Annotated in this window: 22 protein-coding genes; 8 read left to right on the forward strand and 14 right to left on the reverse strand. The window is 63.1% G+C overall.

Annotated features, from left to right (window positions below; genetic code table 11):
- Nucleotides 1-197: 197 nt before the first annotated feature.
- Nucleotides 198-770: a hypothetical protein gene (locus JN531_RS14665; protein ID WP_228349594.1), complete on the reverse strand. Its 573-nt coding sequence runs from the start codon at nt 768-770 to the stop codon at nt 198-200.
- A gap of 87 nt (nt 771-857) precedes the next feature.
- Nucleotides 858-1406 carry a hypothetical protein gene (locus tag JN531_RS14670; RefSeq protein WP_228349595.1) on the reverse strand — a complete coding sequence of 183 codons (549 nt, stop codon included), beginning with the start codon at nt 1404-1406 and terminating at the stop codon, nt 858-860.
- A gap of 148 nt (nt 1407-1554) precedes the next feature.
- Here JN531_RS14670 and JN531_RS14675 point away from each other — a divergent pair, with 148 nt between their 5' ends.
- The gene (locus JN531_RS14675; protein WP_228349596.1) at nt 1555-2439 is read left to right on the forward strand and encodes a bile acid:sodium symporter family protein; all 885 of its coding nucleotides are present in this window, start codon (nt 1555-1557) and stop codon (nt 2437-2439) included.
- 11 nt (nt 2440-2450) lie between these two features.
- Nucleotides 2451-3215, forward strand: a complete 765-nt coding sequence (locus JN531_RS14680; protein ID WP_228349597.1) for an SDR family oxidoreductase — start codon at nt 2451-2453, stop codon at nt 3213-3215.
- Nucleotides 3216-3233: 18 nt separating this feature from the next.
- Here the strand turns inward: JN531_RS14680 and JN531_RS14685 are convergent, their stop codons facing one another.
- The 4 genes from JN531_RS14685 to JN531_RS14700 all read right to left on the reverse strand — a co-directional run bounded on the left by JN531_RS14685 (nt 3234) and on the right by JN531_RS14700 (nt 8590).
- Nucleotides 3234-4106 carry an alpha/beta fold hydrolase gene (locus JN531_RS14685; protein ID WP_228349598.1) on the reverse strand — a complete coding sequence of 291 codons (873 nt, stop codon included), beginning with the start codon at nt 4104-4106 and terminating at the stop codon, nt 3234-3236.
- A gap of 29 nt (nt 4107-4135) precedes the next feature.
- Entirely contained in the window at nt 4136-5344 is a 1209-nt protein-coding gene (locus JN531_RS14690) for an acyl-CoA dehydrogenase family protein (protein ID WP_228349599.1), read from the reverse strand.
- Nucleotides 5345-5354: 10 nt separating this feature from the next.
- Nucleotides 5355-6665, reverse strand: a complete 1311-nt coding sequence (locus JN531_RS14695) for an acyl-CoA dehydrogenase family protein (RefSeq protein ID WP_228349600.1) — start codon at nt 6663-6665, stop codon at nt 5355-5357.
- Between the two features lie 137 nt (nt 6666-6802).
- On the reverse strand, nt 6803-8590 hold the full coding sequence (locus JN531_RS14700; RefSeq protein WP_228349601.1) for an acyl-CoA dehydrogenase C-terminal domain-containing protein: 1788 nt from the start codon (nt 8588-8590) through the stop codon (nt 6803-6805).
- A 197-nt stretch (nt 8591-8787) separates the two neighbouring features.
- Between JN531_RS14700 and JN531_RS14705 the strand changes: the two genes are divergently transcribed.
- Genes JN531_RS14705 through JN531_RS14720 form a run of 4 tightly spaced genes read left to right on the forward strand, consistent with a single transcriptional unit; the run spans nt 8788 to nt 13163 of the window.
- Nucleotides 8788-10833 carry an NADPH-dependent 2,4-dienoyl-CoA reductase gene (locus tag JN531_RS14705; RefSeq protein ID WP_228349602.1) on the forward strand — a complete coding sequence of 682 codons (2046 nt, stop codon included), beginning with the start codon at nt 8788-8790 and terminating at the stop codon, nt 10831-10833.
- Between the two features lie 37 nt (nt 10834-10870).
- A complete protein-coding gene (locus JN531_RS14710; RefSeq protein WP_228349603.1) occupies nt 10871-11122 on the forward strand; it encodes a FeoA family protein in 252 nt (83 codons plus the stop codon).
- Nucleotides 11119-12963 carry a ferrous iron transporter B gene (gene feoB / locus JN531_RS14715; protein ID WP_228349604.1) on the forward strand — a complete coding sequence of 615 codons (1845 nt, stop codon included), beginning with the start codon at nt 11119-11121 and terminating at the stop codon, nt 12961-12963. The genes JN531_RS14710 and feoB overlap by 4 nt, the downstream gene beginning before the upstream one ends.
- Entirely contained in the window at nt 12960-13163 is a 204-nt protein-coding gene (locus tag JN531_RS14720; protein ID WP_228349605.1) for a FeoB-associated Cys-rich membrane protein, read from the forward strand. Before feoB ends, JN531_RS14720 begins: the two co-directional genes overlap by 4 nt.
- A 27-nt stretch (nt 13164-13190) precedes the next feature.
- Here JN531_RS14720 and JN531_RS14725 read toward each other — a convergent pair whose 3' ends face one another.
- From JN531_RS14725 to JN531_RS14735, 3 genes are read right to left on the reverse strand one after another with little or no spacing between them, the layout of a single operon-like run.
- Complete coding sequence (locus JN531_RS14725) at nt 13191-13595, reverse strand: GFA family protein (RefSeq protein WP_366522444.1); 405 nt, start codon at nt 13593-13595, stop codon at nt 13191-13193.
- Nucleotides 13596-13646: 51 nt separating this feature from the next.
- Entirely contained in the window at nt 13647-13997 is a 351-nt protein-coding gene (locus JN531_RS14730; protein WP_228349607.1) for a DUF2200 domain-containing protein, read from the reverse strand.
- Between the two features lie 23 nt (nt 13998-14020).
- Nucleotides 14021-14563: a YdeI/OmpD-associated family protein gene (locus JN531_RS14735; RefSeq protein ID WP_228349608.1), complete on the reverse strand. Its 543-nt coding sequence runs from the start codon at nt 14561-14563 to the stop codon at nt 14021-14023.
- Between the two features lie 88 nt (nt 14564-14651).
- On the opposite strand from JN531_RS14735, the gene JN531_RS14740 reads away from it, so the two are divergent.
- Nucleotides 14652-15296 (forward strand): glutathione S-transferase family protein, encoded by a 645-nt coding sequence (locus tag JN531_RS14740; RefSeq protein ID WP_228349609.1) that lies wholly within the window; start codon nt 14652-14654, stop codon nt 15294-15296.
- A 102-nt stretch (nt 15297-15398) separates the two neighbouring features.
- On the opposite strand, the gene JN531_RS14745 is transcribed toward JN531_RS14740, so the two are convergent.
- The 5 genes from JN531_RS14745 to JN531_RS14765 form a co-directional block, all read right to left on the reverse strand.
- Entirely contained in the window at nt 15399-15812 is a 414-nt protein-coding gene (locus JN531_RS14745) for a GFA family protein (protein WP_228349610.1), read from the reverse strand.
- A 125-nt stretch (nt 15813-15937) separates the two neighbouring features.
- Nucleotides 15938-16783, reverse strand: coding sequence for a transglutaminase family protein (locus JN531_RS14750; RefSeq protein WP_228349611.1), 846 nt, complete (start codon nt 16781-16783; stop codon nt 15938-15940).
- 37 nt (nt 16784-16820) lie between these two features.
- On the reverse strand, nt 16821-17609 hold the full coding sequence (locus tag JN531_RS14755; RefSeq protein WP_228349612.1) for a transglutaminase domain-containing protein: 789 nt from the start codon (nt 17607-17609) through the stop codon (nt 16821-16823).
- A 208-nt stretch (nt 17610-17817) separates the two neighbouring features.
- Nucleotides 17818-18210 carry a VOC family protein gene (locus JN531_RS14760; RefSeq protein WP_228349613.1) on the reverse strand — a complete coding sequence of 131 codons (393 nt, stop codon included), beginning with the start codon at nt 18208-18210 and terminating at the stop codon, nt 17818-17820.
- 723 nt (nt 18211-18933) lie between these two features.
- On the reverse strand, nt 18934-19260 hold the full coding sequence (locus JN531_RS14765; protein WP_228349614.1) for a hypothetical protein: 327 nt from the start codon (nt 19258-19260) through the stop codon (nt 18934-18936).
- 552 nt (nt 19261-19812) lie between these two features.
- Between JN531_RS14765 and JN531_RS14770 the strand changes: the two genes are divergently transcribed.
- On the forward strand, nt 19813-20787 hold the full coding sequence (locus JN531_RS14770) for an IS5 family transposase (protein ID WP_228349980.1): 975 nt from the start codon (nt 19813-19815) through the stop codon (nt 20785-20787).
- Nucleotides 20788-20867: the final 80 nt, after the last annotated feature.

Raw genomic sequence — 20867 nt, forward strand, 5'->3', positions numbered from 1 at the left:
CCCAGATGGCGGCAAACGGGGAGCCTTCGCCGACTGACGGTTGTTCGGCATCGCAGGGCATCGAGATCGGGCCCAACGGCACGCACGCCGCTCCCTTACTTTCCGATACTTTACATAATATACATTATGCGTTGTATTGGCGGGTTCGCGTCTGTGGTTGTGGCGGGCCGGTCTGCCGTCGTTGGTTGAGCGCGGCGCTAGCGAAGGCAATGCAGGCGCTGCATTCGCTTGACGATGTCATTCAGTTCCGCATGCAGGCCACGACTGGCTGAGGCGCTGTAGCCGGTCCGCATGATGGATTCTATGTAGGCCTTGCGTTGTGCCAACCATTTGCATTGGGACTGCGAGGCGGCTGCCGGCCGTGCTGTAGGCCGCGGTGTCGGGCGTGTAGGTGGTCGTGATCCGGACCCCATTGAGCGGTAAATCTCGGACGCTCGCTCGTAGCGCTGCTGGTTGGTCAGCGTGGGGACCGGCGCGGGGTGAGTGTAGAACTCGACCTGACCGGTTTCCCTGAACGGCGATGCGGTCTGTTGTTGGGCCTGCCGGGCCATGTCCGGGGTCGGCGTAGCGATCACCGGCGCCGGGCGGACGGCGGTCGTCGCGGGCGCCCTTTGAGGGTCCGTGGCGGGCGCCTGGGGGTTGGTGCGCGAGAGTGCGAAAAGGAACAACAACATGACAACCGGGGCGGCGATGATGGTGGCAATCACCAACAGCGTCTGGTCCTGCTTTCGCGTTTCACGGCGACGATACCCCGGTCGAAGCGGCTCCATGCGCTATTCCCTCATTCTTCCTTCGCGCAAGAGTGCCAAGCATCAACGTAAAGAACAATATCGAAGCAACCGTTGCCCTGCCTGGGGTTACTCGAAGCAACCCAGGCGGCTCAGGTTCTGGATCGCATTGTCGCGCTCGTTGCGGAACAGGCGGGCTTCGCTCGGCGGCAGCTGTTTCTCGAGCTGGGCCTCGGCGGCTTCGCGCTGGGTCTGCAGGCTCTTGCACAGCGGGTTGTCCTGGCCCTCGGCCGACAGTTCGCGTGACACCGCCGGTTCCGGCAGGCGGTCGCCACCGCCAACCGCACGCGCGCCCGCCAAGGGAACCTCGGTGGGCCGCGGCTCGAAGCGCTCGACCTGGGCGGGCTCAAGCGCGGGGGCCGGTGTGACGCCGCCGACGATGATCGGGCTGCCCTGGGCGCCGATGCTGCCGACACTGCCTCCGGAGGCCCCGCCCGGACTGCCGCCACCGTTGTGGCCTGGCACCGGGAGATCAACCGGTTGCTGGGCCCGGTACCACTGCAGCACCCCGAACAGCACGACCGCGGGAATCAACAACGACAGCCAGAGGCCACCATGGCCCGGCTTCTTCTTTGCGGGTTGACGGTCGGTACGACGCTCGCTTCGCAGGGGGTCCATGCCAGATATTTCCGGTTGCCGATGAGGCCGCTAGCCTACCGTGTTTGCCGGGACAGCCGCATCGTCTGCGCTGCCGTTTGCCGGGCGGCTGTGATACAAACGCCGGCCGGATGAAAAGCCATAACAATTCAGTTTCAGGAGGAGTTCCGTGCAGCAAAGCCCGCTGATCGCCATCGGCCTGCCGATCGCCTTGTTCATCATCATGATCGGCATGGGGCTGACGCTGACGCCGAACGACTTTCGCCGTGAAGCCAGGGCCCCCAAGGGCCTGTTGATTGGCAGCCTGCTGCAGTTGCTCGCCCTGCCCCTCGTCGGCCTCGCCCTGATGGGGCTACCCGGCCTGACCGCCTCCCTGGCGGTGGGGGTGGTGATCGTCGCCGCCTGCCCCGGCGGCACCACGTCGAACCTCATTTCCTTCATGGCTCGGGGCAACGTCGCCTTGTCGATCATCCTCACGGTCATCGCCAGCCTCGCCACCATTGCCACCCTGCCGTTCTGGGTCAATCTGGCACTGGACCGCACCGCCGTTGTTGATGCCGCCGCCACCACGGTGCACCTGCCTTTCCTGAAGACGGTGGCCATGCTCGCCGTGTTGATCCTGATACCGGTCAGCATCGGCATGATCATCCGCGGCCGCAACTCAGCGCTGGCCGCACGTGCCGATCGCGCCGTCAGCCTGTTCGGTGCCGTGGTGCTGGCAGCGCTGATCGTCGGCATCGCCACCGTCAACCGCGACCGGCTGGGCACCCTGCTGATTCAGGCCGGTCCGGCCTGCGCGGCGCTGAACGTCGTGGGCATCAGCCTTGGGCTGTTGGGTGGGCGCCTGGCCCGTCTGAACTGGCAGGACAGCCTCACCATCGCCGTCGAGTTGGGAATCAAGAACAGCACCATCGGCCTGCTGGTGGCGATGACCCTGTTGCAGAATACCGAGATGGCGGTGCCGTCAGCGGTCTACGGCATCATGATGTACGGATTCGGAATCGGCCTCATTGCATTCGGCAAGCGGCTACCGGCTGCCGCGGTTACCCCATAAGGAGCACCACAATGCCCACTCAACTTTTTGACCTCAAGGGACGGGTGGCGCTGGTCACCGGCGCATCACGGGGGATCGGCGAAGCCACCGCACGCCTGCTGGCAGAGCAAGGCGCGCATGTCGTGCTGGCATCGCGCAAGCAGGCCGATCTTGACAAGGTAGCGGCCGAAATCGTCGCCGCAGGCGGCAAGGCCACCGCCATCGCCGCCCATCAGGGTGATTCCGCAGCGCTGGGCAAGCTGGTGGCCGAAATCGATCGCCAGTTCGGGCGTCTCGACATCCTGGTCAACAACGCCGCCACCAATCCGCACTTCGGTCACATCACCGACACCGGCATGGACATGGTCGACAAGACCCTGCAGGTCAACATCAAGGGCTACTTCGAACTGTCCTCCCTCGCCGCCCGCCTGATGCAGCGTGGCGGGCGCGGCGCCATCGTCAACATCGCCAGTATCAATGGCATTCGGCCGGGTCCGATGCAGGGCATCTATTCCATCACCAAGGCGGCGGTCATCAATATGACCAAGGCCTTCGCCAAGGAATGTGCGCCGTGGGGGGTGCGGGTAAATGCGGTGCTGCCGGGCCTGACCGAAACCAAGTTCGCCTCGGCGCTGACCAGCAACGACGAGATGCTCAAGCACTTCATGCCCAGCATCCCGCTTGGCCGTGTGGCGCAGCCCAGCGAGATCGCACCGGCTGTCCTGTTTCTGGTGTCGGATGGCGCCAGCTACGTCACCGGCAGCAGCCTGGTGGTGGACGGCGGCTTCCTGACCTGAGGCTGCTACGGGGTCTCGCTACTGCGCCTTGCGGCGGACCCGCCGCTTGCGAGCCCCCTGCCCCGTTTCCGCCGCCATCACCGCGGTGAAGAAACGACGGATCTCCGGCCACAGCCGATCCGGGCGTGTCCGCAGCTCCAGAATGTGGCGGGCTTCCAGCAGCGTCGAGTTGCGAAGCTCCTGATGCAGGACATGGGCATCGCGGAACTCGTGCAGCTTGTCGCCGCCATGACCAACGATCAGCGCCGGCATGGTGAGCTGCCGACGGGCGCGCTCAGGCGGCACGATGGCACCGACCAACACGCCGTGCAGGATCGCCCCCATGTTCCGCGGCTCCATCGACGCGGTATTGAGGATGCTGGTGAGCACCTCGTTGCGCGGCCGCGGCGCACGCCGCAGGCGCTCCGCCAACGGCCGCTGCAGCAGGGGCGCCAGCCGCGACAGCACGATCAACGGTGACAGGATCAACGCCGCCCACGGCGCCGACCACTCCATCACCGGCATCTCGAGGAACAAGCCCGAGACGCGCTGCGGCGCCTTGGTCGCCGCGTGCAATGACACGATACAGCCGAGCGACAGGCCCCCGAGCACTGCGCGCTCGAGTTGCAGGTGATCCATCAGCGCCAGCACCTGGTCGGCATAGAAATCCGCCCGATGATCCTTGGGATCGAAGCTGCGATCGCTCTTGCCGTGTCCCAGAAGGTCCAGCAGCACCACCTGAAATCCTTCCTGCACCAGCTTGCGTGCCATCCCGCGATTCAGGTAGGAATCAAGCAAGATGCCATGCAGCAACACCACGGCCGGCGCGTCATGGGCGCCGTAGCGCTCATAGGCCAGTTGGACGTCGTCGTACCAGAAGCGTCCGGTGGTGACGGCTGCAAGTTCTGTCATGCCAGTAATCTCCTCGGTCATGCCGCAGCTTACTTGAGTTCGGTCGAGCTCTTGCCCAGCAGGCGACGCGCCACGATCAATTGCTGGATCTGCTGGGTGCCCTCGAAAATGTCGAGAATCTTGGCGTCGCGGGCCCATTTCTCCAGCAGTGCGGTTTCGCTGTAACCGAGGGCACCACACAACGCCACGCAACGCAGTGCAATGTCGACACAACTACGCCCGGCCTTGGCCTTGGCCATCGATGCCTGCAACGAGTTGGGCTGGCGGTTGTCGGCCATCCAGGCCGCTTCCAGAGTCAGCAGATGCGCGGCCTCGTAGTCCGCTTCCATCTCCATGAACTGGCGCGCCGCCGACGGCTGCCGCGGGCCGGCAGCGTCGTAGTCAAGCTCGATACCCGCCCTTTCGAGCTGAACACGTGTTTCGTCGAGACAGGCACGGGCCAGCCCCACCGCCATCCCCGCCACCAGCGGTCGGGTGTTGTCGAAGGTCTGCATGACACCGGCGAAGCCCTTGCTCACATCGACGTCGGGCGAGCCCAGCAAGTTCTCGCGGGGCACCCGGACATTGTTGAGCATGAACGCGGCGGTGTCGGATGCCTTGATCCCCAGCTTGTGCTCCAGCCGCACCAGCTCGAAACCGGGCGTGCCCTTTTCCACCACGAAACTCTTGATGGCGGCGCGGCCGGCGTTGCGGTCGAGTGTTGCCCACACCACCACCAGATCGGCGCGCTCACCACTGGTGACGTAGATTTTTTCTCCGTTCAGCACGTAGTGATCGCCATCGAGGACGGCGGTGGTGCGGATCGCCGCGGAGTCGCTGCCGCAGTGGGGCTCGGTGATCGCCATCGCCGCCCATTTGCCATCGAAGCGGGCCAGCTGCTCGGCAGTCGCCACCGAGGCAATCGCCGAGTTGCCCAGCCCCTGACGCGGCATCGACAGCAACAGCCCGACATCGCCCCAGCACAGTTCCATGATGCCCAGCACAGTGCTGAGATTGGAGCCGTTGCGATTGCCGGTCTCGCCGGTGTCGTCGCGCCTGACACCGGCAGCGCCGGCACCGCCGTTGCCGCCACTGGCGTTCATGCCATCCAGTAAGGCCGCCAGCAGATCCAGTTCCTGCGGATAGGCGTGCTCGGCCTGATCGTATTTGCGGGAGTTGGGGCGAAAGATCTCCTGCGCCACCTGCTGCGCCTGGCTGACCAGCCCTTTGAATCTCTTCGGGGTTTCAAGATTGATCATGTCATCGTCCTCAGAGCAGCACGCCGCCGTCCATCACCGCTACCGCCCGCAGGTCGCGGTACCAGCGCTCCACCGGATATTCCTTGGTGAAGCCATGCCCGCCCAGCAGCTGCACGCCGTCATTGCCGATCTGCATGCCCTTCTCGGTGCAGAGCAGCCGCGCCAAAGCGGTCTCGCGGGCGAACGGCAGACCCTGCTCGGCGCGGCTGGCGGCGCGCAGGGTGGCCAGGCGCATGCCTTCCAGCTCGATGCCCATGTTGGCCACCGCAAAAGCCACCGACTGCCGATGGCTGATCGGCTCGCCGAAAGCCTGCCGTTCGTTGACATAAGGAATGACGAAATCGAGCACCGCACGCCCCGTGCCGCAGGCCAGCGCGCACCAGGCCAGCCGCGACAGCCGCACGCAGTTGCGGTAGTCCTCGATACTGCCGAGGCGGGCATCGGCCCCGACCTTCACCTGATCCAGTGTCAGTCGCACCGGCCGCGCGGCCCGCAGGCCCATGGACGGCTCGGGCGCAAACTGCAGGCCGGCGCTGCCGCCCTCGACCAGAAACAGGCAGGCACCCTCCCCTGCCAGCTCGGCGGCGACCACCAGCAATTCCGCCTCATCTCCGCGGAACACCAGTGCCTTGACACCACTCAGGCGAAAGCCATCGCCGTCGCGTTCGGCACGGGTCTGCAACTGGAACGGATCGAACAGCGGCTGCGGTTCGGTGATCGCCAGTGCTGATACCGGTGGTCGCTCGGCGGTGAGGGCGGGCAGGTAGGTGGCCTGCTGCGAGGCGCTCCCCCACTGCACCAGTGCGGATGTCGCCGCCATCGGTGCCAGGCAGGCCACTGCCAGGCTCATGTCCCCCTGCGCCAGCGCTTCGGTGACCAGCATCTGGGTGACCACCGACCGGGTCTGGCCGACACCGCCCAGCGATTCAGGAACGCCCAGAAGATGAATGCCGAGGTCTTCCGTCGCGCGCAGCACTGCGTCCGGCGCCTTGCCGGCTTCGTTGGCGTCGGCTGCAGCGGGGCGCAGCTCGCCCTCGGCCACATCGCGGACCGCGTCGCACAGCATCTGCTGCTCTTCCGACGGCGTGAGGTCGAACAGACCGGCGCTGGCAACCCGGTCCAGGCGTGCCGGCGCCCCGGCCCCGCGCACGCGCTTGAAGCTGCGGGCGGCCGTGCCCGCTACCTGAAACCCCGCTCGGGCACTATGGAACAGTGCCTGCTCGGCGCCGCGGCGGATGCCCGTCCTGCGCAGCAACGGCCATTGGGCCATTCGATTGAGGACCGCCAGCCCCCAGCCTGAAAGATCACGTCGACGCATCATCGTTCTCCTCGTGTGTACTGCACAGTAAGCAGCCGCTGCGGCCACCGCATTGACCCTGCCCCCCGCCCCCACGTCGCCGCAGTCAACAACAAAAAAGGCCGGGCAATGCCCGGCCTCTGGTTGCCACTGCCGCGCGATCAGAAGTTGGCGGCGTCCAGCGTCATCAGCGTGTCGGCGCCAGCACGGATCTGCTGAAGGTTCATCGCCGTCTCCGGCAGCATCTTCGCAAAGTAGAACCGGGCGGTGGTCAGCTTGGTGGCATAGAACTCGCCCTCACCCTGCTTGTCGAGTGCGATCTTCGCCATCCGCGCCCACAGATAGGCATAGACGAAGTGGCCGAGCAGGTGCATGTAGGGCACCGATGCTGCACCGACTTCGTCCGGATTCTTCATCGCTTTCTGGCCGATTTCCATCGTCACCTTCTGCACCTCGGTGCCGAGGGTGGCGAGCGGGCCGATGAATTCCTTCATCGCTTCATTGTCAGACTCCGCCTTGACGAAGTCGGTCACCAGCTTGCCGAACTTGCTGAGCTTGGCGCCCATGTCCGACAACACCTTGCGGCCCAGCAGGTCGAGCGCCTGAATGCCGTTGGTGCCTTCGTAGATCATGTTGATGCGGGCGTCACGGACGTACTGCTCCATGCCCCACTCCTTGATGTAGCCGTGGCCGCCGAACACCTGCATGCCGAGGGTGGTGGAGACATAGCTCTGTTCGGTGATGAAGCCCTTGACGATGGGCGTCAGCAGCGCCACCAGGTCGGACATGTCCTTGCGCACCTTCTCGTCCGGGTGGCCGTGTTCCTTGTCGATCATCAGACCGGTCCAGTAGGTGAAGGCACGGGCGCCTTCCACATGGGCCTTCTGCGTCAGCAGCATGCGGCGCACGTCCGGGTGGACGATGATCGGGTCGGCCGGCTTGTCCGGCGCCTTCTTGCCGGACAGCGACCGCATCTGGATGCGGTCCTTGGCATAGGCCAGCGAGTTCTGGTAGGCCACTTCGGCCAGGCCCAGTGACTGCATGCCGACGCCGAGACGGGCGCCGTTCATCATCACGAACATGGCGTTGAGACCCTTGTTGGGCTCACCCACCAGCCAGCCGGTGGCGCCGTCGAGGTTCATCACGCAGGTGGCGTTGCCATGGATGCCCATCTTGTGCTCCAGCGCGCCGCACTGGATGCCGTTGCGCTCGCCCAGCGAACCATCGGCGTTGGGGACGAACTTGGGCACGATGAACAGCGAAATGCCCTTGGTGCCGGCCGGCGCATCCGGCAGGCGCGCGAGCACCAGGTGGATGATGTTCTCGGCGAGGTCGTGCTCACCGGAGGAAATGAAGATCTTCTGGCCGCTGATGGCGTAGCTGCCGTCGCCCTTCGGTTCGGCCTTGCTGCGCAGCAAGCCGAGGTCGGTACCGCAGTGGCTTTCAGTGAGGCACATGGTGCCGGTCCAATGACCCGACACCAGCTTCGGCAGGTAGGCCGCTTTCTGCTCGTCGGTGCCGTGGGCCACCAGGGCGGCGTAGGCACCGTGGGTCAGACCGGGATACATGGTCCACGACTGGTTGGCACTGTTGAGCATTTCGTACAGCACGTTGTTGACCACTTCCGGCAGCCCCTGGCCGCCGAAATCGGGCTCGCAGGCCAGTGCCGGCCAGCCAGCCTCGACATACTGCGCATAGGCTTCCTTGAAGCCCTTGGGGGCGGTCACCGTACCGGTGGTCTTGTCGAGACTGCAGCCTTCCTCGTCACCACTCTGATTCAGCGGAAAGGTGACGTTCTGCGCGAACTTGGCGGCTTCGTCAGCAATCGAGTTGATGGTGTCGGCATCCAGACCTTCATGACGGGGGATGGACTGCAGCTCCTTGTCGATGCCCAGCAGCTCGTGCAGAACGAACTGCATGTCACGCAGCGGTGCGGTGTATTGACCCATGGGAAGACTCCGTAAGTAGTAGGAAGGAAAACGAATTCGGGCGCACCATACGGTGCAGTATGGTGGTAGCGTACCCCATTTGCGGCGCGGATGTTGCGCTGCAGCGACGAACGGTGATGGCGCTGCGCCCAACCGCCGCAATGGCGACGCTCACGTACACTCGCGGGCACTCTAGCTACCCGTGAACGGCCGCCAACATGTCCAATCCCTACCCGCACCTGCTTGCCCCGCTCGACCTCGGCTTCACCACCCTGCGCAACCGGGTATTGATGGGCTCGATGCATACCGGGCTGGAAGATCGCAAGAAGCATTTCCCGCGGCTGGCGGCCTACTTTGCGGAGCGCGCACGCGGCGGTGTCGGCCTCATCGTCACCGGCGGATTCGCCCCCAATGTGGAAGGCTGGGTCGCCCCGTTTGCCGGTCAGCTCACCTCCCGCAGTGCCGCCCGGTCGCATCGACAGATCACCGATGCCGTCCACGGCGAAGGTGGCAAGATCGCGCTGCAGATCCTGCATGCCGGTCGCTATGGCTATCACCCGCTGAGTGTGGGCCCGTCGCGCATCAAGTCGCCGATCACCCCGTTCACGCCACGCGCGCTCAGCGAAGCCGGTATCGAACGCCAGATCAAGGCCTTTGTCCGCTGTGCCGTGCTGGCGCGCGAAGGCGGCTACGACGGCGTTGAGGTGATGGGGTCCGAGGGCTACTTCATCAACCAGTTCCTGGTCACCCACACCAACAAGCGCGACGACCGCTGGGGCGGCCCGTACGAGAACCGCATGCGGCTGCCGGTGGAGATCGTCCGCCGGGTGCGCGAAGCGGTTGGCCCCGATTTCATCATCGTCTACCGCCTGTCCATGCTCGACCTGATTCCCGATGGCCAGAGCTGGGAGGAAGTGGTGATGCTGGCCAAGGCCATCGAGGCCGCCGGCGCCACCATCATCAACACTGGCATCGGCTGGCATGAGGCGCGGGTGCCCACCATCGCCACCAGCGTGCCGCGCGCCGCCTTCGCCTGGGTCACCCAGAAGATGAAGGCGGAGATTCGCATTCCGCTGTGCACCACCAACCGCATCAATGCGCCGGAGGTCGGCGAGCAGATCCTCGCCGACGGCATGGCCGACATGGTCAGCATGGCCCGCCCATTACTGGCCGATGCTGCCTTCGTCAACAAGGCGGCCGCCGGCAAGGCCGACCGCATCAACACCTGCATCGCCTGCAACCAGGCCTGCCTGGACCACACCTTCAAGATGAAGACGGCCTCGTGCCTGGTGAACCCGCGCGCCTGCTTCGAGACCGAGATCGTGCTCAAGCGCACACCGACACCGAAGCGGATTGCGGTGGTCGGCGCCGGCCCGGCCGGCCTCGCCTGCGCCACCAGTCTGGCCGACCGCGGTCACACGGTTGACCTGTTCGACGCCGCCAGCGAAATCGGCGGCCAGTTCAACATGGCGAAGCAGATTCCCGGCAAGGAAGAGTTCCACGAAACCCTGCGCTACTTCCGCAATCATCTCGGCGACACCGGCGTCAACCTGCATCTCAACACCCGCGTCGACGCGGCCCGGCTGCAGGCCGGTGGCTACGACGACATCGTGCTGGCCACCGGCGTGCTGCCGCGGGATCCGAAGATCCCCGGCCAGGCCGAGCAGGAGGCCACCGGCAAAGTGCTGAGCTATATCGACGTGCTGCTGCATCACAAGCCGGTGGGACAGCGGGTGGCGGTGATCGGCGCCGGCGGCATCGGCTTCGATGTCAGCGAATACCTGGTGCATGGCGGCCCCTCCCCCACCCTCGACCTGGCGGTGTGGAATGCCGAATGGGGGGTGACCGACCCTGCCGAGCACCGCGGCGGCGTGACCCGCCCCCACATCGAGCCGGCGGCGCGGCAGGTCACCCTGCTGCAGCGCAAGGCCGAAACCCTGGGCAAACGGCTGGGCAAGACCACCGGCTGGATTCATCGCAGCGCGCTGAAGATGAAAAAGGTCGAGATGATCGGCGGCGTCAACTACGAAGCCATTGACGAACGCGGGCTGCTCATCAGTTACGGCGAAAAGCGCGAGAACGCCACCCTGCTGGAAGTCGACACCATCGTCCTGTGTACCGGCCAGTTGAGCGAACGCAGTCTGCAGGAACCGCTGCAGGCGGCGGGCTGCAAGGTGCACCTGATTGGCGGCGCCGATGTCGCCGGCGAACTGGACGCCAAACGGGCGATCCTGCAGGGCACCACCCTGGCCGCAAGTCTGTAACACCAGCAACTGCAAACGAGAGCCGTTATCATTACGCATGACCATGACGACGCTCGCCCACCTTCCCCACCGGTGCCCCGCCCGGGTTGACCACATCGCCGCCCAGGCCGGTGAGGATCTCATCGCCCGGCGCCTGCAGGTGCTGGGCTTTGTTGCCGGCCGCCGGGTCGAAGTGCTGCGGGCCGGGCCGGTGGGTGGCGACCCGCTGCTGGTGCGCATTGGCGACACCCGCTTTGCCTTGCGCCGGAGCGAAGCCGACCGCATTCAGGTTCGCCCGGAGGCCGCATGAGCCCCAACCCGCCACGCCTGGCCCGCATCGCGCTGGTGGGCAACCCCAACTGCGGCAAAACCGCACTGTTCAACCGGCTCACCGGCAGCCGGCAGAAGGTGGCGAACTACGCGGGCGTGACGGTCGAACGCAAAACCGGCGTACACCGTCTCGACGACGGCCGCGCGGTCGAGATCGTCGACCTGCCCGGCGCCTACAGCCTGGAGGCCACCAGCCCCGATGAGGCGGTGACGCGTGATATCTGCCTCGGCCGCTTCCCCGGTGAAGTTGCGCCTGATCTGCTGGTCTGTGTGGTCGACGCCGTCAATCTGCAGATGCACCTGCGGTTTGCATTGGAAGTACGCCTGCTCGGCCTGCCGATGGTGGTGGCCGTCAACCGCATGGATGTCGCGCGCCGGCAGGGCGTGAAGATCGACCTCGACTTGTTGTCGCAACGCCTTGGGGTTCCGGTGGTGGGAACGGTGGCTGTGCAGCGAGACGGCACCCAGACGCTGTCGGCCTTACTGCATGAGACCCATCACGCGCCGCCTCCAGCCTTTACCGACCCGGCACAGTGGCATGACGATGCCGAAGCCCTGCGCAATGCCTGCGCCAGCACCGGCCGTGGCGATGCCTTCACCGAACGCGCCGACAACCTGTTGCTGCATCCCGCCACCGGCCTGCCGATTCTGGCCATGCTGCTGTTCGTGATGTTCCAGGCCGTATTCGCCTGGGCCGACCCGATGATCGGCCTCATCGAATCGGCTATCGGCGCCATGGGCGCTGCGGTCGGCGGTGCGCTGCCGGAGGGCCTGCTCAACAGCCTGATGGTGGACGGCGTGATCGCCGGTGTCGGCGGCGTGGTGGTGTTCCTGCCGCAGATCCTGATCCTGTTCCTGTTCATCCTGCTGCTGGAGGAATCCGGCTATCTGCCGCGTGCCGCCTTCCTGCTCGACCGGCTGATGGTCGGCGCCGGGCTCAGTGGCCGCGCCTTCATCCCCTTGCTGTCGAGCTTTGCCTGCGCGGTGCCCGGCATCATGGCCACCCGCAGCATTCAGAGCCCCCGCGATCGTCTCGCCACCATCCTGGTGGCGCCGTTGATGACCTGCTCGGCGCGGCTGCCGGTGTACACCCTGCTGATCGCCGCCTTCATCCCCGAACAACCGGTATTGGGCCTGTTCAATCTACAGGGGCTGGTGCTGTTCGCGCTGTACGGCGCCGGCATCGTCAGTGCCGTGGTCGTCGCCTGGATCATGAAGCGTTGGGGCGGCGCCCGTGAAGAACAGCCGCTGATGCTGGAATTGCCGGGCTACCGCCTGCCGCATCCGCGCGACATCCTGATCGGCTTGTGGGAACGCGCGGGCATCTTCATGCGCCGGGTCGGCACCATCATCCTGTCGCTCACCATCGTGCTGTGGGCGCTCTCGTCGTTTCCGGCACCGCCGCCCGGCGCGACCGAGCCGGCCATCGAGTACAGCCTGGCTGGTCAACTCGGTCTACTGATGCAGCCGATCTTCGCGCCCCTCGGGTTCAGCTGGCAGATCTGCATCGCCCTGGTGCCGGCCATGGCTGCCCGCGAAGTGGCCGTCAGCGCCCTGGCAACCGTCTATGCACTGTCGGCCACTGATGAACAGGCCGGCGATCTGCTGGTGCCCATCCTGGCCGCCGACTGGTCACTGGCCACGGCGCTGTCACTGCTGGTGTGGTTCGTCTACGCGCCGCAGTGCATCTCGACCCTGGCGGTGATCAAGCGCGAAACCAACCAGTGGCGGATGGTGGCGCTGTCTGCCGGCTACCTGTTTGCGCTGGCTTACGGCATGTCATTGCTCACCTACCAGGTGGCCCGGAGCCTGGGCGCATGAGCTACGCCCTGCTCGAACTGGCCGTGGTCACGCTGGTGGTATCCGGGGCCGCCGGCTATGCCCTGTGGCGTTGGTGGCCGCGGCGCAAGGCAGCCGCGGGCTGTGACACCGGCTGCGCCAGCTGCAACGGCTGTGCCGCGCCGGCGGCATCCGATACGCCAGCGCCACCCACCGAGCATCGCGTGAAGTTTCATCGCTGAGGCGGGCGGCGCGCCGACACCCGGCGATCAGTCTCCAGACACGCCGTACTGCGCCAGCACCTGTTGCTCGGTGAGCATCGGCGTCTTGTTGGCAAACTCGTAGTACGGCGGCTTCTTGTCGATATAGATCTGGCTGGCCAATTCGAAGTCGGACGAATCGAACACACCGGCCGGCACGAAGTACTCCCCGGTCGCCAGCAGCTTGTAGTACAGGTGCGTGCCACAGCGCGTGCAGAACGCCCGCTCTGCCCAGTCGGACGAGGCATACACGCCAATGTGCTCGGTGCCGGCGAACTGCACCTTCGCTCCGCAATGCACCGCCAGCATCGGCCCGCCGCCCCAGCGGCGGCAGTAGCCGCAATGGCAAGCGCCGATCTCCCTGCTTTCCGGCGCAGTGAACTGGACCACACCGCACAAACATTCGCCTTTCATCATCACCCCTCCGTTCACCGAATCTCCAACAGGCCTCGACCACTCGCCAAGTCATTGCCGCAGGATTTTCGCCATTGCCTTGCCCCGGGCTAGCTCGTCCACCAGCTTGTCGAGATAGCGGATGTTCTGCATCAGGGGGTCTTCCACCAATTCCACCCGCACGCCGCAGACCACGCCCTGGATCATCGCGCGGTTCGGGTGCAGGGCCGGCGCCTCGTTGAAGAAGGTGTCGAAATCGACCTTCAGATCGATCTGCTGCTGCAGGCGCGCCGGGTCATAGCCGGTGAGCCAGCAGATGACCTGATCGACCTCGGCTTTGCTGCGGCCCTTGCGCTCGGCTTTCTGCACGTACAGCGGATACACCTTGGCGAACGGCATGGCGAAGATGGCGTGTCGGGGCATGGTCCGGGCTCCTGTGTGACGGGTCAGTCGGCCGCAGCGGGCGCCCGCAACGCCTTGCTGTAGAACCCCGACGGGTCGAAGCAGCAGACACGTCGCTCACCGGCCGCCAGCTTGCTACAGGCATCCGCAATCCGTTTGGCGCGGGTCTTCGCCTGTTTGGCACTGACAATCCAGTGAATCCAGTCCACCCGTGCCAGGGTGGTCGTGTCATCCCACACCGCGCGGGCGGCCGGGGCTGCCTTCAACGCTTTAGCCAGGTCGTCGGGCACGCAAGGCTCCGGTTCTTCGGCAACCGGCGCCAGCTCAAGGGTCACCGTGTCGCCCGGCGCCACGCCGGCAGCCTGGTGCAGCGCCGGGGTCACCTTCAGCCAGTGGCTGAGCTGCCCGTCGGGTTCCAGCGTGGCCTGAAACGGATGGCCGTTGAGGGTGCCATCCACCGACGTGCGGCCACGACGCGGGAGCATTTCACTGACCGCCTTCGGCAGCACGACGAAGGTCCAGTCGGCCTCAACGGCCGGGCGCATCAGCACTGCGTTGAATCGGTACGAAGATTCGGTTCGAGACATTTGATATCAGCTGCGAACGGTAGCTTTTTCTTGAACATATCGTATGTCGCCGCCATGCTCGCCACCACCTACCGCATCGGAGCGACGCATGATCACCATCACCGCCTTCAAGTGGGTACCGGAATTTGCGCAGGGCCAGGTTCGCGATCTGCGCGCCCGCTGGGCGCTGGAAGAAGCCGGCCTGCCCTACCACGCCCGCCTGTTGGCACAGGGCGACCAGGACACACCGGAGTACCGCGCCTTGCAACCCTTCGGCCAGGTGCCGATTCTCCAGGAAGGTGACCTGACCCTGTTCGAGACCGGTGCCATCGTGCTGTACGTCGGTGAGCGCAGCGAAGCCCTGCTCCCCAAAGACCCCGCGGCCCGGGCGCGCGCCACGCAGTGGGTGGTGGCATCACTCAACTCCATCGAACCATTCATGAGCCAGGTGGCACTCATCGACCTGTTCTACGCCAAGGAAGAATGGGCCAAGCTGCGGCGTCCCGGCGCGGTGGAGTTTCTGCAACGGCGCCTGTCGGCGCTGTCACGCACACTCGGCGACAAGCCCTATCTCGACGGTGACCATTTCAGTGCCGGTGACCTGATGATGACCACCGTGCTGCGCATCGCGAATTACACCGACATCGTCACCCGCGATGCCCGCCTCGCCGCCTACATCGAGCGCTGCACCGCCCGCCCCGCATTCCAGCGTGCGCTTGATGCGCAGATGGCGGATTTCAAGCAGGTCGGGTGACGTCCGGGGCTGGCAGGACATCGCAATTGGCTCAGGCTCGATGAATCTTCGCCGGGCTGGGCGGATGCCTGAACGTGAGGTCAATCGGGCGGCAGCCGCTTTTTAGGGGTTGTCTGGCGCGACGTATGCGCCCTCGCACTGCGGCAAGTCATCGTTGATCGGCCACCAGTTTGCCTTTGAGCCGGTATAGAAATGCACTGCCGGCGCGACAGATAACGGTTCATTGAGCAGGCCGGCACGCACGCGCAGCACACCAGGAACCGTGTCCTTCCTGCTGTAGATCGGCGAGCCACATGTTCTGCAAAAGACCCGCTCCTTGCCTGGTGAGGACTCGAACGACGTGAGCAGATCGGCGCCGCTGACAAGATGAAACGCGGCCGCTGGAACCGGCGTGTTGGTCGCAAACGGCGTCCCCTGAGCCTTGCGGCACTGTGAGCAGTGACAGACCTGGATGGGTTCTAGGGCCGCGTCAATCGCGAACCGCACGCCCCCGCAGAGACAACTGCCTGTGTGCACGATGAGCCCTCCCTCGTTCAGCACAACGATCGCTTTTAGCGGCAGTACGCAGTCTGTCCGCTATTGTTCCGTCCAACAACACCGAGCATCGGATCGACTTTCATCGCTGAGGACGGTCGGCGTCCCTATCCACCTGCCACCTGGATCTGCACCGAGAAGTCGAGACGACTGCTGACCCCGCTCCCAACGAAGGCACCACTTACCGGCATGGTGTCGCGGGCATTCGCGGCCGCGGCGATGGTCACGTGGGTGTCCGCCAGTGCATCGCCGTGAGTCGGGTCAAACCCGCGCCAGCCGGCGCCGGGCAGATAGACCTCCGGCCAAGCGTGAAGGTCTCTGCGATCACTTTGCAGATTGCCTCTCTGGTAGCCGCTGGCAAACCGTGCCGCAATGCCCTCGGCGCGGCAGCAGTCGACGAACAGTACCGCCAGATCGCGACAGGCACCGCGGCGCGTTCGCAACGTTTCGATGGGCGTTTGCGGCGCGCCGACCAGTCGATGCACCTGCTCGAAGGTCTCGAACATGTGCTGACACAGGCTTTGCAGAAACCGAACCGTATCGCGTCCGGCCGCCACGCTCTGCTCAGCCGCAAAGGCGGTCACCGCTGCATCGGGCTGGTCCCGCCGCAGATAGGACTGCACGCACGCCATGTCCGGGGGGTGGGCGATCGGCAACACCAAGGCTTCCGGCGTCAGCACGAAGTCGAACGCGTTGCGCCTCAGAGTTTCGACCTGCATCTGCAGATTGATCTCGAAACGATCGGTTTCGCCCGCGAACCAGACTTGTGAGACCTGATTGCCCTCGAGGTCCAGGTGCTGGTTCCAGCCCAATGGCTGCGGATAGACGGTCAGACCATGGCTGATGACCCGCTGGGCGCCATCGCATCGGGGGTGAAAGCGCAGCCGCTGCGGGCCCAGCCGAGCGGGGCCCGAGTAGGTGTAGGTGGTGCGATGCTGAATCGTGAAGAGCACGTGGTGATCCTGGGTCGCTGCGCGGGCCGCAGTGAAATCAGTCTGGTAGCCGTTCGACCTGGACCGATTGGCGCGTGGCGAACGTCGCCGGACCGAACTGGTTGAATACCGCCACATCGGCCGCATCCCGACCGTAACCGACCGCAACGTAGCCACCGGTGACCTCGGCCTGTGTCGGGTCGAAGGTATACCACCGTCCGCCCACATAGGCTTCGAACCATGCATGCAGGTCCATCGGCTGCAAGCCGTGGAGATAGCCGACCACCATGCGCGCCGGGATGCTCAGTGCGCGGCAAAGAGCGATGCCGAGATGCGCGAAATCACGGCAGATCCCCACCGTTCTGGCATTGACCTCAATCGCCGACAAGGTTTCACCGGTACTGCCCGGCACGTACTGGTAGGTCTGTCGTAACCAAGCCTCGATCGCCGCGACCTGGTTGTAGCCGAGCACCTGCCCTGCGGTAATGGTGCTGGCCATCTCGTTGAAATGATCCGATTCACAATACCGGCTCGGCAGCAGGTAGCCGAGCACGCCATCCGGCAGCCACTGCACCTCCACGAATGGCGCACCAGGTGCGCGGTCGACGTGGTCGGCCGTTACCACCTCGGCTACCGTTTTCACCGAAAAATCGCCGGGCGGCGCCACCAACCGCTGACACAGATTGCCGTAGCCATCTGTGAACTCGAAGACCGGTACCTGCGGTTCGATCTTGTACTCCTCGCGGGCGATCCACTGGTGGGCGCCACTGCGCGGCCGCAACATCAGAATGAAGGGTGTCGAAGTGGTGATCTCGAAATGCAGTTCACAACGGGCACAAAGCCGCATGCATCAACCTAAGGCCGAAGCCGAATATGCCACCAGAATCACAGCGACTGCCGGATCCAAGTCTGGTGGGAGTGGGCGCCGCAGCAGCATACGCCTTGGTGGCGAGGAATAGGGGGAGACCACGATTAGCGGCCAACAACCAGATAAATCGTGGTCTGTCCCCTATTGTTCGCGTGTCCCCTATTGTTCGCGAATTGTTCGAAGTGACCTAGCTGTCGCGATGAATGGCGCACAGCTTGTTGCCATCGGGGTCGCGCACGTACGCCAGATGCATCGCACCCAAGGTACTCGTCCGCAGCCCCGGCGGCGCCTCGATCGACGTCCCACCATGCGCAACGGCGACGTCGTGGAACGTCCGTACCTCCTCGGCGGAGCGACACTTGAAGCCGATGGTGCTGCCATTTGCAGCCGTTGCCGGTTCGCCGTTGATAGGCTCGCTGACACAGAACGTCCCGCCGTCGTGGCGATAGAAAAGCCGCGTGTGTCCTGTGTCCGCCTGATTGCGCAACGGCTGGCCGGCGCCGAGCACGCCGAGCACCGCGTCATAGAACAGCTTGGACCGCTCGATATCGTTGGTGCCGACCATGATGTGATTGAACATGCTGTGCTCCTGATCGCCCGGCCATTGCCAGGCACGGTGATGAACGTGATTGAATGGTTGAAGAAACAGGAATAATAGGAGAAAGGTCACGATTAATCATACAGAACGCTCGGCTGCCACCCTGGACAAACCTGCCTTGCTCGGCGTCGCCTGCCGCACCTGAACAATACAGGCCAAATCGCAATTTCAGACGATCATAAAAACACAAAAATTGTGGTCTGCCCCCATGTTATTTATAAGAATGGTGCCCACACTATAGATCGCCTTTTTAAAATAATGATGCAAACAAAAATAATGGGAGACAATAGCGTGGCCAACGAAACCGCTCCAAAACAATAAAAACTAACATTCGATGCCAAAATCCAAATTCCGATAGATGGATGCCGCTTCAATACGGCCTTGGCGTGCGCGGAGAATAACAGGCAAAGCAGTGCGAACATTGCCGCGCAGTACATCCAAATGTTATTCACCAATAAGCAATATGGGACGATAAATCCGCAGATCATTAGAAGCCTAGCGTCGGACCCAGAAATGCTCTCTCCGGTCAACAATGACGGATGATAAATGTCCAATTTCTGCATTGATAGCTACATTGTGAAGGTCAAAGGAGCTAGAAGCAGCCCCAAATAATAGGGGGAAGACCACGATCAATAGAAATTACGCCGATAAATCGTGGCCGGCCCTCTATTGTTTGCTGTTCTACCAGCCAGCCCAATTAATTCTCTAGAATTTCACCGTTTCAAATAATGCACGCCAAAAGTCAGCCACCATTTGCATTTTCTTTACCTCAAGCATTGCAAGCACTGGGCACAACACAAGTCCTATCAAAGCCAAAATCCTAGTTGTTTCTCTTTTGAGGTACGACGACATCCACGGGAAAATAACAAAAAGAAGTAGCACTGCAGGATAAATAGAGAATCTGACACGATAGCCATTTACAACTCGAAGTCCCAAGTCCTCAGGCGGAGAGTAAATTGTCAATGCTAAAACCAAAGCGATTATATATAGAATTATTCCAATAATAGAAATCGGATCCATCAAATCTTCCATGACAAGATAGCGCTCCGTGATAATACCGTAAAATCGAATGATGGCCCCGAATAGGAATACTATAAAAATTGATGAAGCTATCGCGGTCATTTTTCTCAAACTCGGTTTGAGCAACAATAGGGCGCAGGCAACGATTAATCATGAAAGCTCTACATGAGCAATAGGGGACAGACCACGATTAACGGACAACAATCTGATAAATCGTGGTCTGTCCCCTGTTATTCGATTCGACTTAGAGCTTACTAGGCACATAACCCGAAGCTTTGCGGCACTTTTGGGGCCGCGAAGCGGTGGACGAGTTGTCCGCCAACAGCGTCTTATTAGGCATTGTTGGGCTCACATAAATCGTTTTCTTTGAATAACATGGCCAACTTTTCGAAAGATTTCTGATACCTGGCATCTCCGTTATCCAACAGCGCTCGGACATCATCTATAAAGTCCCATAATACTCGCCTCCAGCTAAGGAAACACTGATCAAGTCCCCTCAAACGCTTTTTGCGATTGACTGGACATGAGAAAATATTGCTGACGAATTCCACGGGGATGAGGGTGATGAAGCAGCGCAGCTTTGCTGATGCCGAATATGCCGCCAAGCCACGTCAGACGCGGCAGGATCGGTTTTTATCGAAGATTGATGCCGCAACGCCCTGGCCTGCACTGCTTGCGGTCATCGATCCCTTCTACCCGAAGGCGGGCAATGGTCGACCTCCCCTAGGCTGTGAACGCATGCTGCGGATGTACGTTGCCCAGCAATGTCTTGGTTTCTCCGACGAGGGGATCGAGGATGCGATTTACGACTCTGGCGCAATTCGCCGGTTTGTCGGCATTGATCTGGGACGGGAGTCGTCCCCGGATGCCACCACGGTGCTGAAGTTCCGGCGGCTATTGGAAACCCACGGGCTGACGAAGCTGATCTTCGAGACCATCAAGGGACACCTGGCCGAACAGGGACTGCTGATGCGGGAAGGCACCATTGTCGATGCCACCCTGATTGCTGCTTCGCCTTCGACAAAGAACAAAGCAGGCGAGCGAGATCCTGAGATGCATCAATCGAAGAAGGGCAACCAGTGGCACTTCGGCATGAAGGCCCATATCGGCGTAGATGCCGCCTCGGGACTGGTGCACAGCCTCATTGGCACGGCGGGTAACGTGGCTGACATCACCCAAGCCCATGCCCTGCTGCATGGCGAAGAGCGACACGCCCATGGTGATGCGGGCTATCAGGGTGTGGAGAAGCGGGAAGAGTGCAACCCCGAACACACCGTCGCCTGGCAGATCGCGATGCGACCGGGCAAGCGACGCAAACTCCCTGACACCGAAGGCGGACGGCTGCTTCAGCAAACCGAACAACTGAAATCCAGCCTGCGTGCCAAGGTCGAGCACCCATTTCACATCATCAAGAACCTGTTCAGGCATCGGAAGGCTCGCTATCGGGGCTTGTTCAAGAACACCGCCCAGCTTTACAGCCTGTTCGGGCTGGCCAATCTGCTGATTGCCGCCCGACGAATCCCCGAGCCCAGCAGATGAATTGCGTCTGCAGCAAGCAGAATCAGTGGGCAAATATGCGAAAGAGCCCGAATATCGGGAAGAACTGAGCGATTCTCATG

This window comes from Flagellatimonas centrodinii (assembly GCF_016918765.2).
Classification (GTDB): domain Bacteria; phylum Pseudomonadota; class Gammaproteobacteria; order Nevskiales; family Nevskiaceae; genus Polycyclovorans; species Polycyclovorans centrodinii.